At 68.5% G+C, this 14565-nt stretch carries 24 protein-coding genes; all 24 read right to left on the reverse strand.

Annotated features, from left to right (window positions below):
- Positions 1–18: 18 nt before the first annotated feature.
- Positions 19–891, reverse strand: coding sequence for an NAD-dependent epimerase/dehydratase family protein (locus ACWGDX_RS13150; protein ID WP_453625063.1), 873 nt, complete (start codon positions 889–891; stop codon positions 19–21).
- Between the two features lie 46 nt (positions 892–937).
- Entirely contained in the window at positions 938–1186 is a 249-nt protein-coding gene (locus tag ACWGDX_RS13155; RefSeq protein WP_453625065.1) for a hypothetical protein, read from the reverse strand.
- 2 nt (positions 1187–1188) lie between these two features.
- Complete coding sequence (locus tag ACWGDX_RS13160; RefSeq protein ID WP_453625067.1) at positions 1189–1899, reverse strand: glycosyltransferase family 2 protein; 711 nt, start codon at positions 1897–1899, stop codon at positions 1189–1191.
- Between the two features lie 12 nt (positions 1900–1911).
- Positions 1912–3054, reverse strand: coding sequence for a hypothetical protein (locus ACWGDX_RS13165; protein ID WP_453625069.1), 1143 nt, complete (start codon positions 3052–3054; stop codon positions 1912–1914).
- Positions 3055–3332: 278 nt separating this feature from the next.
- Positions 3333–3617, reverse strand: coding sequence for a hypothetical protein (locus tag ACWGDX_RS13170; RefSeq protein ID WP_453625070.1), 285 nt, complete (start codon positions 3615–3617; stop codon positions 3333–3335).
- Positions 3618–3885: 268 nt separating this feature from the next.
- Positions 3886–4740, reverse strand: coding sequence for a hypothetical protein (locus ACWGDX_RS13175; RefSeq protein ID WP_453625072.1), 855 nt, complete (start codon positions 4738–4740; stop codon positions 3886–3888).
- 540 nt (positions 4741–5280) lie between these two features.
- Positions 5281–5796, reverse strand: a complete 516-nt coding sequence (locus ACWGDX_RS13180) for a DUF6354 family protein (protein WP_453625074.1) — start codon at positions 5794–5796, stop codon at positions 5281–5283.
- 28 nt (positions 5797–5824) lie between these two features.
- Positions 5825–6148: a Pycsar system effector family protein gene (locus tag ACWGDX_RS13185; RefSeq protein WP_453625261.1), complete on the reverse strand. Its 324-nt coding sequence runs from the start codon at positions 6146–6148 to the stop codon at positions 5825–5827.
- A gap of 298 nt (positions 6149–6446) precedes the next feature.
- Positions 6447–6944, reverse strand: coding sequence for a DUF6197 family protein (locus tag ACWGDX_RS13190; RefSeq protein ID WP_453625076.1), 498 nt, complete (start codon positions 6942–6944; stop codon positions 6447–6449).
- Between the two features lie 87 nt (positions 6945–7031).
- Complete coding sequence (locus ACWGDX_RS13195; RefSeq protein ID WP_453625078.1) at positions 7032–7217, reverse strand: hypothetical protein; 186 nt, start codon at positions 7215–7217, stop codon at positions 7032–7034.
- A gap of 28 nt (positions 7218–7245) precedes the next feature.
- Positions 7246–7596 (reverse strand): hypothetical protein, encoded by a 351-nt coding sequence (locus ACWGDX_RS13200; protein WP_453625080.1) that lies wholly within the window; start codon positions 7594–7596, stop codon positions 7246–7248.
- A 213-nt stretch (positions 7597–7809) separates the two neighbouring features.
- Positions 7810–9792 carry a hypothetical protein gene (locus ACWGDX_RS13205; protein WP_453625082.1) on the reverse strand — a complete coding sequence of 661 codons (1983 nt, stop codon included), beginning with the start codon at positions 9790–9792 and terminating at the stop codon, positions 7810–7812.
- A complete protein-coding gene (locus ACWGDX_RS13210) occupies positions 9789–11222 on the reverse strand; it encodes a hypothetical protein (protein ID WP_453625084.1) in 1434 nt (477 codons plus the stop codon). Before ACWGDX_RS13210 ends, ACWGDX_RS13205 begins: the two co-directional genes overlap by 4 nt.
- Before the next feature lie 33 nt (positions 11223–11255).
- The gene (locus ACWGDX_RS13215) at positions 11256–11447 is read right to left on the reverse strand and encodes a hypothetical protein (protein WP_453625086.1); all 192 of its coding nucleotides are present in this window, start codon (positions 11445–11447) and stop codon (positions 11256–11258) included.
- Positions 11448–11539: 92 nt separating this feature from the next.
- Positions 11540–11716: a hypothetical protein gene (locus ACWGDX_RS13220; RefSeq protein WP_453625088.1), complete on the reverse strand. Its 177-nt coding sequence runs from the start codon at positions 11714–11716 to the stop codon at positions 11540–11542.
- Positions 11717–11813: 97 nt separating this feature from the next.
- Positions 11814–11990: a hypothetical protein gene (locus ACWGDX_RS13225; RefSeq protein WP_453625089.1), complete on the reverse strand. Its 177-nt coding sequence runs from the start codon at positions 11988–11990 to the stop codon at positions 11814–11816.
- Positions 11991–12010: 20 nt separating this feature from the next.
- On the reverse strand, positions 12011–12175 hold the full coding sequence (locus tag ACWGDX_RS13230) for a hypothetical protein (protein ID WP_453625091.1): 165 nt from the start codon (positions 12173–12175) through the stop codon (positions 12011–12013).
- Positions 12176–12215: 40 nt separating this feature from the next.
- Entirely contained in the window at positions 12216–12650 is a 435-nt protein-coding gene (locus tag ACWGDX_RS13235; protein WP_453625093.1) for a hypothetical protein, read from the reverse strand.
- Position 12651: 1 nt separating this feature from the next.
- The gene (locus tag ACWGDX_RS13240) at positions 12652–12837 is read right to left on the reverse strand and encodes a hypothetical protein (RefSeq protein WP_453625095.1); all 186 of its coding nucleotides are present in this window, start codon (positions 12835–12837) and stop codon (positions 12652–12654) included.
- A 52-nt stretch (positions 12838–12889) separates the two neighbouring features.
- A complete protein-coding gene (locus tag ACWGDX_RS13245) occupies positions 12890–13057 on the reverse strand; it encodes a hypothetical protein (protein WP_453625096.1) in 168 nt (55 codons plus the stop codon).
- 89 nt (positions 13058–13146) lie between these two features.
- Complete coding sequence (locus ACWGDX_RS13250; protein ID WP_453625098.1) at positions 13147–13368, reverse strand: hypothetical protein; 222 nt, start codon at positions 13366–13368, stop codon at positions 13147–13149.
- A gap of 37 nt (positions 13369–13405) precedes the next feature.
- Positions 13406–13894 (reverse strand): nucleoside 2-deoxyribosyltransferase domain-containing protein, encoded by a 489-nt coding sequence (locus ACWGDX_RS13255; RefSeq protein ID WP_453625100.1) that lies wholly within the window; start codon positions 13892–13894, stop codon positions 13406–13408.
- Entirely contained in the window at positions 13891–14271 is a 381-nt protein-coding gene (locus ACWGDX_RS13260; protein ID WP_453625102.1) for an HIT family protein, read from the reverse strand. The genes ACWGDX_RS13255 and ACWGDX_RS13260 overlap by 4 nt, the downstream gene beginning before the upstream one ends.
- A gap of 83 nt (positions 14272–14354) precedes the next feature.
- A complete protein-coding gene (locus tag ACWGDX_RS13265; protein ID WP_453625104.1) occupies positions 14355–14558 on the reverse strand; it encodes a hypothetical protein in 204 nt (67 codons plus the stop codon).
- Between the last annotated feature and the right edge of the window lie 7 nt (positions 14559–14565).

Genomic DNA, 14565 nt, shown 5'->3' on the forward strand with positions numbered 1-14565 from the left:
GCCTTCCGGGTGGGGTGGTCAGGTGTTGAGCGCGCGCCGGATTCCCTCTTCGAGGGGCACGCGCGGCTGGTAGAAGTCGAGCATCCGGGACGGGTCGCACACCCGGTGATGGACGCCTCGGGGCGTGTCAGCAAGGTGCTTGTACTGCGGCCGGTATCTGGCTGCGGCGGTGACGAGGGTGGCGAGTTCGTCGAAGCTGGTCGCTCTGCCGGTGCCGAGGTTGACGGGCCCGGTGACGTCCTGGTCGACGGCGGCAAGGGTGGCGCCCACAAGGTCGCTGATGTGGATCCAGTCGCGGGTGCTGTTGCCGTCGCCCCAGATCTCGAACGGGTCTTCGCGTCGCTTGGCGCGGCCGATGAATGCGGGGAACGGGTAGCAGTCGTCCTGGTCCTCGCCGTAGCCGGAGAACGGCCGGAGGATGTGGACGCGGCAGCCCTCAGCCTCGGCGTACCCAGCGAGCTGCTCCCCCGCCAACTTCGCGAGGCCATAGGTCGCGTCGGGCTGTCCGGGCTGGTCGTAGTCGATGTCCGTCTCGACGAGCCGACGGACCAGGCCCGGCTGCTGAAGCGCCACCGGATACGCGGCAGACGAGCTGAAGTACACGGCTCGTGGGGTGCCAGTGCGGATCAGCCACCGGAAGTACCAGGAGTCCAGGGCCAGGTTGGTGGCAACCCCGAGGGGGCTGCCGTCGATGCTGGCCCTGCCGCCGACGACCGCCGCACAGTGGATGGCGAGGTCGAACCGCTGATCGTCCTTGCGGAAGAAGTCGAGGGCGTCGTAGAGGAACGGGTAGCGCAGCTCGATGCTGGTGACAGTCCAGCCTCGGTCAACCATGGCACGTTCGAGGTGTCGGCCGACGAACCCGGAGGCGCCGGTCAGCAGGACTTGCATAGGGGCCTCCTCGGAGTCGCTCAAGATGTCAGTTCCGGATCGGCGGTCAGTAGGTCACGAGCGCGGCGTCTGCCGCCTCTTGGCCCTTCTCGATGGCGATCGTCCCGAGAAGGCAGTCTCTGGCCTCATCTCGCCAGCCCCGTCGCTGTTCGGGTGTTGAGGCGTCCCACTCTTCGGTGGTGACAACCTTCCATGCCATGTAGGGGAATCCGGCGACTTTGGCCTCGGCGAAAACGCGGACGTGAGTCGGCGACGGAGGCTGGAGAAGCCTCGGGCTCAGAGATGACAGAGGCATGGTCAGACCGTCCCCGCTACGAGCGTCCGGAGCTGGGCGAGGTCGGCTTGGAGTGCGCCGCCGTCCCGGTACTGGTAGTAGGCGGCCGAGTCGGCGGACACCATTTCGGAGCTGTTGACCTCTTCGTAGCCCGCGTCCATCTCGGCCTTGAACGCCGCAGGGTGCAGGTGTTCGATGACCATGTCGGGCAGGTAGGTGATCCGCCCCATGCCCCGGCCCCAGTCGAGCCAGCAGAGATCCAGACAGAGGTGGACCAGTGCTGGCGGGGCCATGTAGCCCAGCGTCTCGACGATGTTCGACGTCATCGCGACCGCGGTCGGCATCTGCTCGCCCATCAGCAGGTCGTTGCCGTAGACGATGCCGGGGCCGCCGGACAGGCACTCCCGGATCCGGGCATCCCACGACATCGCTGCGGGCCGGGGCCGGTGGTCGTCGCCCATGAACCCGAGGAACCGGTACTGCTTGGCCGCCTTGACCGCCTGCGTGTTCAGCGTGCCGCACAGGCGGCGCCGCTTGCTGAACGTGAACCGCACACGCCCGTCGGCCTTCAGCGCCACGGCGTGCTTCTTGTACGCGGCCAGCTCGGGATCGTCGGTGTCCACGGCGAACAACAGGTCCGCGGTCGCCCCGGTGTCGTCCCACGCCTGCACGATCTCCGGCACGGCCTGGGGCCGGCCGCGGGTGGGGATGATGACGAGCAGGTCGTCGGCCATGGCGCGGGCCTCCTACGGGGTGGTGGTGTCGTTGATGAGCCCGAGCGTGTCGAGTGCCGCGGCGAGACTGGCCTGGGCGGTTCCGTCGGACCAGGATCCGGAGACGGTGGGCCGGGTGACGGGTGAGGCGCCGAAGAACCCGGCGGTACCGGCTTCGCCGTCGAGGGTGTGAACAGCCCCGGAGTCGGGGCTGGCGGAGAACTCCCAGCGGCCTACGGCGTGGGCGAGCTGCACCCCGGCTTCGAGACGCAGGTAGGTCCGTTGGGTGCCGTCGAACGCGGGCCCGGAGAACACGGAGAACATCCAGTCGGATCCGGTTGCTTCGCAGTCGAGCCGTGACCCGAGAGGGCGGAACCTGTAGCCCTTGCCGGTGCCGAGAACGCTGAACGCGGCGTCGTCGACTACCACGGCTCCGGTGAAGTGAGCTCCGGCCAGTGGTGCGAGCGCGGCTAGTGCCGAGGCGAGCCCGGTGATCTGCGCTTGGGTGAGCGTGACCGGGTCGGTGCCGCCAGCGGCGTGGGTGCTGGCGTGGGCGGTGGGTGTCCTTGCGTTCGTCGTGGTGGCGTCTGTGGAGCGGAGTGCGATGGTCGCCCCGGCGCCGGCCGCCCCGAGTGGGGGTTGTGGCCCAGCGGCCCCTGTCGCGCCTTGCGGTCCGGTGTCGCCTTTGGGGCCAGGATCACCCTGCGGTCCGGTGGCACCCGCCGGTCCGATGAGGGAAGCCAGCCATTCGCTGACGGTCCCGTCGAAGCCCTCATCGACCGCTACCTCGTAGGCGGATTCGCCTGCGGGTCCTGGTCCTGGCCCACCACCGGGTGCCGGCATGGGAACCAGTGAGTCGAGGTGGATGGTTGCCCCGTCGTTCCCGCGAATGTCCGCCCAGAAGGTGGTGCGCCGTCCGCGTAGGGGCTGAACGTCGACTTCCCACAGCCATCCGTCGGGCTCGATGCCTGCCGCGTTGTTGGGAATGAGTTCCACCTCGAACGTGCCGTTCTCATCGAAGTCGACGCGTCCGCCGCCCGGGTAGATGGCGTGCCGGTCGGGGTCGATGAGTACCGCCGACGGGGTGAGGACAATGCGTCCGGCGAAGGGGGTGCCGACGGCCGCGCCAGGGAGGGTCCCGGTGAGGGTGACGGTGGGGGTACCTTCGGGGAACACGGCACCTCCTCGGCAGGCGTCTCGGGGTGTTCAAGGATCGCCGCCGTTCCGGATTCGAACCGGTTGCTGGCCAGCTTGAGACGACGGCCTTCGTCTGCCGACGGCGTCCTCGTTTGGGGTGTCCCGCCGCCGTGGCCTGGGGGTTGGTGGCGGCGGGACGTCGGGGCTGACTGGGCCCTGGGTTTGTGTCCGCCCAGCCCCCCGCAGGGCTGGGCGGACAGGTGGGCCGAGCGCTGGGGGCGCTTCGAGGCCCGGCCTGCGCCCACCAGCGCAGGAGACTAGGCAGCGGCCCGGCTGTGCGGGCGGCGGCTGTTCGCGGCAGGGTCGGCGGGCTTGAACTTCCGCCGGGCTTCTGCGGCTTCTCGGACGGTCGGCAGGTGGAAGTAGGTGCCTGCCGGGCCGACGAGCACGGGTTCGATCTTCTTGCGGGTTACCCAGACGCTGATGGTTCCGGGCTTGACCCCAGCTTCCCGGGCGGCTTCCCAGAGGTCGCCGATGTCGCGTTGTCCGTTGACTTGGGCGAAGTGAATCTCGATGCTGTCGGGGTTGGGGAATGCGACCACAGCACCTCCCGGGGTACACAAAAACCCCCGCCGGGGTTTCCACAGCGAGGGTCTCAGGAAGCGTGATGTGACTCGTAGGCCACGATCAAGAATCCGCTTTACACATCATTCTGTCAAGTCACGCCTCAATGGGCGGAGGTCTCTCGGCGCGCCTCAGGTCGTTGACCATCTTCATCAGCTCAGGCGCGGCAGAGTTGGATGGGGGCTGCTTGGATGCGGGCCCCGCAGACGCGCCGGCAGTATCCGGCGCCTCTTCGTGCTTCTGGGGTCATGGTTCGCCCGCATCCGCATCGGACGGTAAGAGGTAGTTGCTCATCTGCCATGCCGCAAGTCCTGCTGCTTCGGCCAGCGCTTTTTCCTGAGCTGCCCTCAGCTCCCGCCATTCCCCCAGCGTCTCCCACCGGGCCCCGCATGCCTGGCAACGTACCCGGTGGCTGGCCGCGCTTGCGGTCAACTGCGCCCCGCACGGCCCTTCGTCGCTCACGGCGGGGCAGCGGCCGATCGAGACCCGGCCGGGCCGCCGCTCATCTGCCGCGATGACCGTGCATTCGGCATGCAGGAGGCGAAGGTCTTCGATGTCCTGACCGACGGACTCGTAGGAGTCGACCGCCCACAGCAGGTTGTTCATCAGGAACTTGAGGTGCTTTGGAACGGCCGCTGCAGCATGCTGGGTGCGCCAGTGCGGGTAGACACGATCGCCCTTTACCGGTTGGCCGAGGCGCAGGTGACCTTCGGCGTCTCGGTGAACCGGGTAGGTGGTGCGGTTGTCGACGGTGGGCGGGGTGGGCCATCCGAGGGCCTGCCGCCACGAGTCTTCGATGGCTTGGAGCCGGGTTGCTATGCCCCCGTTGGCAGTGAGGGCGAGGACTTCGAGCCGGGGCGGAATAGGCGGGGTGCGGGATCCGGAGGTTGCTCCACCGGGCCGGCGGGCGCCGCGCATCAACGTGGCGGTTTCGTTGAGCCGACCAAAGAGTCCGCCGAGTTCGGCGAGTCGCTTCGCTGTCTGGTCTTCGCAGGGCCTACAGGCTTGACGGCCGCTCTCGCTGGCCCACAACTGCCGCCCGCACTTCGGGGTCACGCAGGTGGGCCACTGGTAGGCGTCTTCGTCGGCGGGGTGGTGCATGGCGGGCTCCTCGGCGGTGGTTCGGGAAGCAAGCACGTTGTGAGCCAATTGTGCACACCCGTGATGACAAGCCGAGATAAAGACGGGCCCGCTCCGGGGTGGGAGCGGGCCCGGTGGTCAGGTGCTGCGCAGGATCTGGTAGCGCCGTTCGGCTTCGGGTGAGCGGTCGAATAGCCAGCCTTCTCCGTGTTGGTCGCAGTACGTGCTGTCGTCTTCGCTGCCGGGGGCGAGTCGGCAGTGGCCGTGCTCGTTGACTCGGGGGCAGCAGCCGCAGGTGGCTTCGCAGCAGTCGTCCTCGCCGTGGGGGTCGTTGGGGTCGGGGTTTCCCGTCGCGGGTCGTGGCGGTGGCGTGGAGCTGGTTCATCTTGATGTTGCGGTGCCGGGTTTCGCGGCCGTCTTCGGTGAGAGTGGCGACCGAGACTGTGCCGAATCTGTAGACGCCGGTGATGGTCATGGGCCTGCCGACGACCCTGATGCGCCGGTAGTTGGCAGGCTCGCCAGGGATCGGAGCGACGGACCGGTAGATCTGGCCCGGCTGAATCATCGCTGGGGCTCCGGGGTGGGATCGAGGTCGGCGTGGTGGATGGTGTCGGGTCGGCAAGTCGGCCCGCGCTCGGTGTCGGTGTGGCTGTGCCAGGGAACCTCGCACAGCCACGGGTCGCCACTGAGTGTCTGCGCCTGGTTCGATGGGGTGTTCGGGGAGTTGCCCGTCATGGTTCCATTCCTCACTTCGGTGCGGACGACGTTAAGAGCTGCACGGGCGTAGTCGGCGGGGGTGGCCTTGGCGCCGCGCACCCGCGACATGGCGGCGAGCAGAGCCAGGTACAGGGGGTCGGTGTCGGCCGGGTCCTCCAGAAGCTCGAAGGCGCCGCCGCGAAGGCGGGCAAGACTGGCTCGGGTGGTGCGCCCGGCTGTACCTTCGCGGTCGTGCTCGACAATGAGAGTTGCCTGGGAGGGGCCGACCTCGGTGACTCGCAGGCGTCGGTCGCGGGCTTTCATGTCGGGGGCGAGGTCGCGGTAGAGCTGGCCCTCCGCGACAGCGGGGCGAACGGTCACGGTCTTCTCCTTCAGACAGCGGGCTGGGTTAGCGGGTGAGGATGGCGGCGGCGATGGTCAGCACCGCCGCGAGCGTGGTGTCGCCAGCGATGCGGAGCAGCTGCATCTTCTGGAGTGCCAGCGTCGACAGTGCCTGGAGGCGGGCCGGGCGGCGGTCTTCTGCCAGGGCTTGCGTGATCGCATCGGGTTCGGCTCTGGCGTAGCTGGCGTGGTCGTTGATGCGTTTGCCTTTGAGGCGGGGGCGGATAGCGAGGAGGGCTAGGGTTACGCCGCCGACCAGGGCGACGGCTCCGATGATTGCGAAGAGCAGGGACAGGCCGTGGAGGTCGGTGCCAAGGAGGGCTCCTTTCAGGAGGCGGTGACGCGGGGGCGGCGGTGCATGCGGGTGTCTTCGCCGCGGCGAATGGACGGGGCGGGTGTGCGGCCGTTGCTCGCGAAGTCGCCGGGGGCTGTGGGCTGGTCGGGGCGGCCGTTAGGTTGAGGGCGGCGGCTGTCTCCGTCCCTGGCGTCGCGCGGCGGCTTCTCGTCGGGGTTCCAGGTCATTGCTCGTCCTCGTCACAATCAGCCTCACGGCAGTCGTCGTCGCAGTACGGATAGCCTCCGGGGGCTCCGCAGAGGATGCACTCGTCTTCCACGGCCCTTCCTTTCGATCAGGCGGTGTTGGCAGCTGCGCGGAGCATGCTGGCGACGGAGCCGGCGTGAGTCTGGGCGTCGTTCCAGGACGGCACGGTTTCGGCGTTTGGGTGGTGTCGCTGGATGACGTCGAGCAGCAGGACGCAGGCGTCGTCGGCGAGATCTCGGTTGGGGTGGGTGGCGGCTCGAATGGCTCCGATCGCGCACACGGCCCCGTTGTTGTCGCGGAGTCCGCCGCGGACCCATCCGCGCTCCTGGAGGATGTGGGCGGCGCGGGTGAGGCAGGCGGCCAGCGGGCTCGCTGGGGGGGTGGACGCCGGCTCGGGCCGGATCGGAGCGATCGGCACCTCGGCTGCGGTGTCGGGCAGGTGGGCGGTGTTCACGGCGAAGGCGAGCTGGGCGTGGTCGAGGCGGACTGTCATGGCCGCGTCCGCGAGCGCGAGCCGGGCGTCCAGGTCGAGGGTGGGCACTGCCGCAACGGGCGGACTTGTCGGGGCGTGGGTGATCGTGGTCATGTTGGGTCGCTCCCTGCGCGCGAGCGCGTGGCGGGCGGAAGGGGCGCCCCTGACTGCTGCCAGGCTGGGAGGGGCGCCCCGGTTGAGTTACGTGCCGAGGCGTCGCATTGCTTCGGCCTCGATCTGCTCGAAAGTCCAGCCGGCCGCCTTCGCGTTCTCGGTGCTGAGGTCGGCTGTGGTGTAGGCGGGGCCGGTGAAGACGTCCTCCCGAATGAGCTTGAGGACCACGACGGCGTCACGGACTGCGGTCTCGAAGAGCCGGGTGTCCTGCATGGCTTCTCCTTGATCGTTGTCGGATGCGTCAGCCGATCGGCTGGCGGGCGAAGATGCGGGGGCGCTTCGGCTGCGCGTCCTTGGCGACCTTCTCCGGGTCAGGCAAGTACTGGGGGCCGCCCTTCTCGAAGAGGGACTTGAGCCCGGCAGGCTGGACGTCGCTGATTGGCCCGTAGAGGGACAGGACACCTTCTGCGCCGTGGTGGCCCCAGGTGCCGACCCAGAGCCGGGACGGCTTGAAGACGATCTCCCGGTACTTTCGGGTGTCGCCCCAGGGCTGGGCACAGTCGGAGATGGAGTAGTAGCTCTTGCCGGGGTTGTTCGCGACGTCGCGGAGGAACTCCTTGAGGCCCTTGCGGGTGGGCTGCCAGGTGGTCATGGTCGCCTCCTTGGTGTGGGATGTTTCGGTTGATTTCGGGGTGGTCTACGCACCACTGGCAGTGGTTTTGCTCTACTTTGACCCGACTTGCCGGGTGGGTAATGGATCTTCGAGGGTGAACGGTGCCCGGATTGAATCCGGGCACCGAACGCCACGCAAGATGGGGCAAAGTGGTCGATCAGGTAACCGACAAGACGTGCTAAATGGGGGCAATTAGTCACCGAGCAGCATGCTCAACGCGTCCTTGATGTCAGACCGCTGATAGCCGCGGACCTGCCCCTCGCGGCCCGGGAGCGTGATCTTCACTGTGGATCCGGCACCTGCTGCGCGAAGCGCCTTCCCAAGCTCGTCGCCCTTGATGGCGCCGATGAAGTCGGCCATCTCGTCGGTCTGCGCCACATCGCGGCCGAGGTGGTCCATGGCCTTCAGTGCCTGCTCGCAGCACTTGATCTGGAACTTCTGCTCCGGGGTCAGGTGCTGAAGACTCCGCCCCGGGACGCCGTTTTGCTTCGGGCCTCCCGCGGCTGACGACAGGCCCGTGGCGTCAAGGAGCTGCTGCTCGATCGGGTCGTCCCACTGGCCGACCAGCCGGCCCGCCGACTCACGGATGTCTGCCGCCCGGCCCATGAGGAGGGTGATCTCCTCCCGCTCGTCCTCATCCAGGTCGAAGGACCGGGCCAGGCCGGTTACCCCGGCGAACGGGTTGACCATCCAACCGAGACCCGGCCGCGGCGGGTCAAACTTCGACGCGTCCCGCCCGGAGGAGCTTGCGCTGCCACCGAGGATGGCGTTGGACTGCGTGCCGTTGTCGACCCGCATCGCCCACCTGGTGCCACAGTTCATGGCCAACGCCTGCGGGATGACGTCGACCTCCGGGTACTGGGTGATCAGCACAATGAGGATGCCCGCCGCCGCAGCAACCGCAGACAGGTCAGTGAGCAGTTTCAGGTTCTCGTCGCGCAGCTCGTTGCCGGACCGCGTGTACGTGGCGACCTCGTCAACGACGAGGAGCTCTATGCCACCCAGCTCCATGATCGTGGCTGCGGTCATCTTGCTCTTGCTGGCCTTGCCGAGGATCCGCTCACGGCGGTCCTTGTCCGCCCACAGGGCCTTGAGGAGCCCGTTGAGGCGGTGCGGGTTGGGTTTGAAGTACGTTGCGGCCAGGCCCGCCTTGGCGGCCGGGTCCCACTCGCCGTTGTTCTTGCCCGCGACGATCCGCAGGTTGATCCGTGGGTCGAATGCGGCGCCAACGACCAGGTTGGCTGCGCCCACACCCTTCCCGGACCGGGTCATGCCCGCGATCAGGAAGTTCGAGTTGTTGATCGGCAGCCGGATGGGGTTGCCGCGCTTCCCCCAGGCGACGGGTACCCCATCGCGGAAGGCGTCGATGGCGACCTGCTGGTCCATCAGCGGGGACCGCCGCGGCGTCTCGAACGGGTCGGTGCTGGAGACCCACACGGCGGCCTGGTTGGCGTGCGCCACCTTCCGAATGTCGATCATCGTGGTGTCGCGGCCCAGCGCACCCGCCAGCTCCTCGGCTTTGCCGCGCAGGCTGGTGACGGTGAAGTTGGCCGGCAGGTTCACGACGGTCTCACTGGTGTCATCCGGGCCCGGGGTGACCCCAACAATGACGGATCCGGCCGGGACCTTGATGGCCGTAAGCGCATCGAGGAGGGCATCCCCGCCAATCACCGGGGCGGCGCCGTCGGCCGTCAGGATCTCCGCCGCAGCCTGTGCGTTGGCGGCCGGGTGCCGGCCGTGCCAGGCCGCGGTGGCGAACCCTCCGAGAAGGAGGGCGACGTCAACCCACCCGCTGACGATCAGCCCGACACCCCCGACAACCCCTCCGCCGACAACCCCGCCGCCGGTCTTGGCGAGGTAGAACAGGCGGTGCTTGAGGTACGCCTCACGCCGCTGCTGGACCGCGGTCTTCGCAGCATCTTCTTCACGCACGGATCCCTCGGCCGCACGCAGCTCAGCCTTGGCGGTGCGGATCATCTGCGGGTAGTCATCCCGGTAGCCGATAACCCACGCCCGGCCGAGCCGACGGAAACCGCGGCCGGTTGCTGCGGCGACCACCATGGCCGCCGTAGAGGCCGACCGGGAACGGGTCTTGCGAACGCTCACCGTGGGCTCGGCAGGGCGGATGACCTCCCCCTGAATGACCTTCATTTCGGTCCAGTCAATGGTGGTCACTTCTGCTCCTCCGTGGTGTTGTCCTGGCGGGCGGCGAGGGAGGCGGCCTTGCGTGCCGCGTCGCTGTTCGGGAGGGCGTCTCCGGGCTGCCGGAGGGGCGGGATGCCGCCGTTGAAGCGGCGCCCGTCGGGGGCGTTCGGGTCCTTCTTCGAACGTGTGGGGTAATGGGATTCGACCTGCGACTTAGGGTCGTCGGCCGGGCACTCTGTGGCAGCCTTCATGCGGGCCTGAGCGGCACGCGTCTGGGCCTCGATCTCAGCGGTGATGCCGACGTGCTTCGAGCCGGTGACGCGGTACCAGGCGTCGCCCCAAATCTGCTCGGTGATGAACTCGGCGCCACGTGCCGACCGCATCGCGTTGGCGACCAGCCACACGCCCTCGTGCTCGGCCTTGCGGTCGTCGTCACGACGCTGCTGCTCGGCCAGCGCGCGGGCCTGCTGCTCCGCTTTGCCAGCTGCCGCCTTGTCCTCGGCAGCCTTCTTCTCCGCCTTCGCCTTGGCGCGGGCATCTTCCTCCGCAGCCTTCGCTTTCCTGGCGGCGCGGAGCTCCCGACCCGAGGGAATCCCGTCGGCCTTCTGGGCGATGCCGTGCTCGTAAGCCATGAGGACGATCGGGCCACCGAGAGAGGCGAGGGTGCCGATGAGGCCGGCGTTCAGACCGATCGCCTGATCGGTGAGCCCGTGCCACATGTTGATGCCACCAGCGATGAGCGCACCGATCATGATGCCGACGCGGTACGGCATCACGTCCCGCCGGTGCGCGACCGCCCACGCAGCACCAGCAGCAAGGACCAAGGCCAGCCCTTCAAGGAGGGCCGGGGCGGCGACAAGGAAGGGGCGCTTCTCGTCCCAGAACGCGATGAACTGAATCGGTGCGGCAATGATCAGTCCGACAAGGTAGATCGCACGGGCCCCCCACTTCCACAGGTTCTCGGTGCGCTGCTGCTCCTTGCCGCGGTCGACTTCGCGCTGCGCTTCCGCGGCGGCTTCCTTGCGGGTCCTTGCCGCGGCGGCTTCGGCTGCTGCACGCTGGGCTTCCAGGTCGGCGATCCGCTTGTCGTTCGCGGCCCGGTCGGCGTCCAGCTTCATGACGGCACGTTCGTTGGCGATGCGCTGCTTCTCCGCCTCTGCCTCCGCCTTGGCGACGACCGCCGCGGCGTCGGCTTCGGCCTGGATGCGCTTCGCCTCAGCGTCGGCCGCGGCGGCAATGCGGATGGCTTCGGCCTTGGCGAGGGCCTCGTGGTCGAGGGCCGGCTCGGTGGGCGCCAGTTCGGGTTGGGGGGCGGGGGGCACTTCGGGCTGCTCCTGGACGGGGGTGGGCTTCTCCCACACGGTGGCGTTGCCGCTGATCTGGACGGGCCGCCAGTCCCCGATTACGGGCAGGGCTGCGGCGGGGCGCGTGTGGCCGTTCACCTGGGGCGGGGCGGTCATGACGGTCAAGTCCTTCCTGGGGTGGTGGGTGGGTCAGTACTTGATGCGGTAGGCGGCCTGCCGCAGCTGCGGGAGGGCGACGAGCCCGAAGATCAGCCCGACGAGGAACCGGTCACCGGACGCCCACACGGCGACCTGAGCGGCGATCGCGGCGACGACTCCGGGCAGGCCGGGGAACAGGACCACCGCGACCAGGGCGGCGAGGATCCACATGAGCTTCTTCATGGCAGGCCCTTCCAGGGCGAGGAGGTGGTTTGGGTACGTGCCCTGGTCTGCCTTCGCGGCGACGTCCGTGGTGACCGGACCAGGGCTGTGGGTCAGTTGCAGGCCGTGCACTTGGGGTCGTCGCACGTTTCGAGGTGGCCGAGGCCAAGGGCCCTGGTGACCTTGTTGAGGGCGTCGAAGCCGCGGTCCCCGGCGACGGCCTGGCGGACTCCCTGCGCGGTCCGGTTGACCACCTCGGCAGCGCTGGGCTTGTTCTTGCGCCCGAACATGGGGTACTCCTTGATTCGATTGGTCGTTAAGTGTCCGCAGCTGGCGGTCAGACGGACGGATAGTTGACAGCGGTGGTGGTGGCGCTCCTGCGGGCGGCTACTGCGACTTGCGCTGCTTGTGCCCCTGGCCTGCCCTCTTCGCGGCGGCCTCGGAGTTGAAGCGATGACTGCGGGATCCGCAGCTGCACGTGTAGTGGAAGCCGCCGATCTCGGAGTGGATCGTGATCCTGTGCGGGACGCTGTACAGCGCCACCAGAACGTCCTGCATCGTCACGTCGGCCATTTGATCTCCAGTCACTCGGCGGGGGTTGTGCCGTAGACCCTGTGGAGTTCCGCGGTGACGTCCGTGATCTCGCCGCGCACCATGCGGCCGTAGACTTCCTGGCCCTTCGCGAAGTTCTCCGGGGTGGTCAGGTCAGGCTTCTCTGCCGACGGAGTCGGCTTGCTGAACAGAGCCATGAGGGCCCCTTTCGGTAGGTGGATCGGTGGGTGGTGCGGGTCAGTTGTGGATGTAGTCGGCGACTGCCGTCTGGAAGGCGTTGTGCGCGTGACGGGCTAGGTCGCCGGCCGCGTCCAGATCGTCCGCGTCACCCAGGGCGAAGGACGCGTTGACCAGATCGCGGGCAAGGGAGATGAGTCGGCGGTCGGACGTCGCCACCATCAGCGCGGTCATCGCCTTCGTGGTGGCTGAGTGCGCGGCGTACCGCTTCTCACGGGCCTCGCCCGTGTCCGGCAGGCCATCCCGCCGGGCCACGCGCTTCAGGTACTGGTGGCTCCGATGGTCCGTCGCCGCCCCGAGGAGGCCCTCGGCTGCCGCGGCAACCTCTCGCCGCCGCTGGTCCCGGCGAGCCAGGGCTGCGGCCAGGTGCTGCATGCCCCCGGCGACGACGGCGCCGAGGAGGGTGCCGACGACCGCGACGATCGCGGACCACACGTCAGCGGCCCCGCTTCAGCTTGCTGAGTGTGTCCAGCTCCTTGTCGATGTCCTTGTGGAGGCCTTCCGCAAGGTTCCTGTTGCCCTTGATCTCGGCGGCCTGGGCGGCCTGCGAGAGCAGTGTCAGTTCCTCCTGAGTGTTCTCAACGGTGACGGGCTCACCACGGAGGTAGTCGAACGGACCCATTACGGGCTCCTCTCTGCTGGTTGTGGGGTGGAGGTGAGGAAACGGCCGAAGGTCAACGGCCGAGGAGGGTCTGCCCGGACTTGATGTACTCCGTGGCGCGCTCCATCTCCTCCGGGGTCAAGGTCTCCTTGATCAGGAGCTGAGCGGTCTGGTCGGTCTTGCCGACCGCCGCGGCGGCGACGGCAATCTGGGCGCAGCGCTTGTCGCTCTTGCCGAACATCGGTTCTCCTCTGGTAGTCGGGTCGGCTGTTCCGGCCCTCTCTGCCGTCACCAGCCGTGGGGGCCTGGGGGGCGGCAGGACGGGCCGGGTCAGGCGGAATGCCGGGGCTTCCAGGAGTCGGTCTTCGCGTCGTTCAGCTCGTCGAGGTGCTCGTCGACCTTGCGGCCCATGTCGGCGGCGAGCCCATGCTGGCCAGCCTCCTGAAGGTCCCTCTGGGCAGTGCGCGACGTCGAGACGTCCGCCTTGATGTCGGCGTCGAGCGCCTCCGAGCTGAGGGTGCCCTTGGGGAAGAAATGACGGGCAGAGGACATGTTGGTCTCCTTGAAAGGGTTGGCAGTTGATGACGGGCTAGTACCGGACCGTGACGAGGCCGAGAGCAGCCGCAGCGGTGGCCGGCAGGGTGTCGCAGACGGGGATGCCATGACGGCGAGCGACGTAGATCAAGTACCTGTTGCGCTCGGGGTTGGGGCAGTCCGGCGGACAACCGAGGACCGCCCTGCCGGTCGCCACGTCCAGGCCGAATTCGACGTTGGTCGTCATGCCCGGCATCGTGCGCATGTCGCGGGGGATCCAGAAGAGGATCGCCGTGGCGCTGGCGCGGGCCTCGGTCTCCCAGTCGGCCTGCTGCTCGTAGTGCTCGGCCCGGACGCCATCGCGGGACTCGGGGGTCAGGACGGTCAGTGGCTCCGGGCCGGTCCACTGGCCGGTGATGAGGGCGAGGGCCTCGGGCCGCCAGGACGGGACTGGGGCACTCTTGTCGGGGGTCGGTCCGGCCAGAAACACCGTGGGGCCAGCGGGGATGGGCTCGCGAGCCATGACGAGGCTGACGGTGCTCATCGGGTCTCTCCAGTCCGCGCGGCGATGGCGCGGGCAGTGTGCTGCGGGGTCCAGGGCAGGGGCAGGCGGTCGCCCTCCTGGCGGGGCACGACGTGGACGTGGAGGTGGAAGACGCTCTGCGTCGCCGCTTCCCCCTTGCTGGTGATGATGTTCGCGGCGGGGTGCTCGGCCATCAGCTCGGCGGCCCGGCGCATCACTGCGGCGGTCACCTCCGGATCGGTGCCGGCGTCCTCAACGTGGACGCGCGGCAGCACGAAGACGTGCCCGTCGTTCACGCCGCCGCTGCGTGGGCGAATCGCAAGGGCATCGGGCCATTCGCGGACGATGACAGCCGGGGCCTCCCCTGCGGCGATGGAACAGAAGGTGCAGTTCTTCATCTCAGGACTCCTTGGTCCGGTTTCGGGTCGGTGTCGATCTCCCGCGCAGCCGTGGAGGCCTGGGGCCGACAGGGCGGGCCGGGTCAGGCGGCGGCCGGGAGCTGGAGTCCGCGGATCTCGTCCATGAGCCGCGGCTGGTCGGGGCTGGCCTGGTCGAGGTCGATCGCGGCGAGCATCACGCCGGTCATCCGATCGCGGTCGCCGGTGGCCTGGGCGGCACGCGCCTCAGAGAGCAGCGAGACAGCGAGACGATCGGAAGCGGACGCGACGGACAGGTTCGAAGACATGGGGGTG

The sequence above is a fragment of the Streptomyces sp. NPDC055025 genome (genome assembly GCF_053608565.1).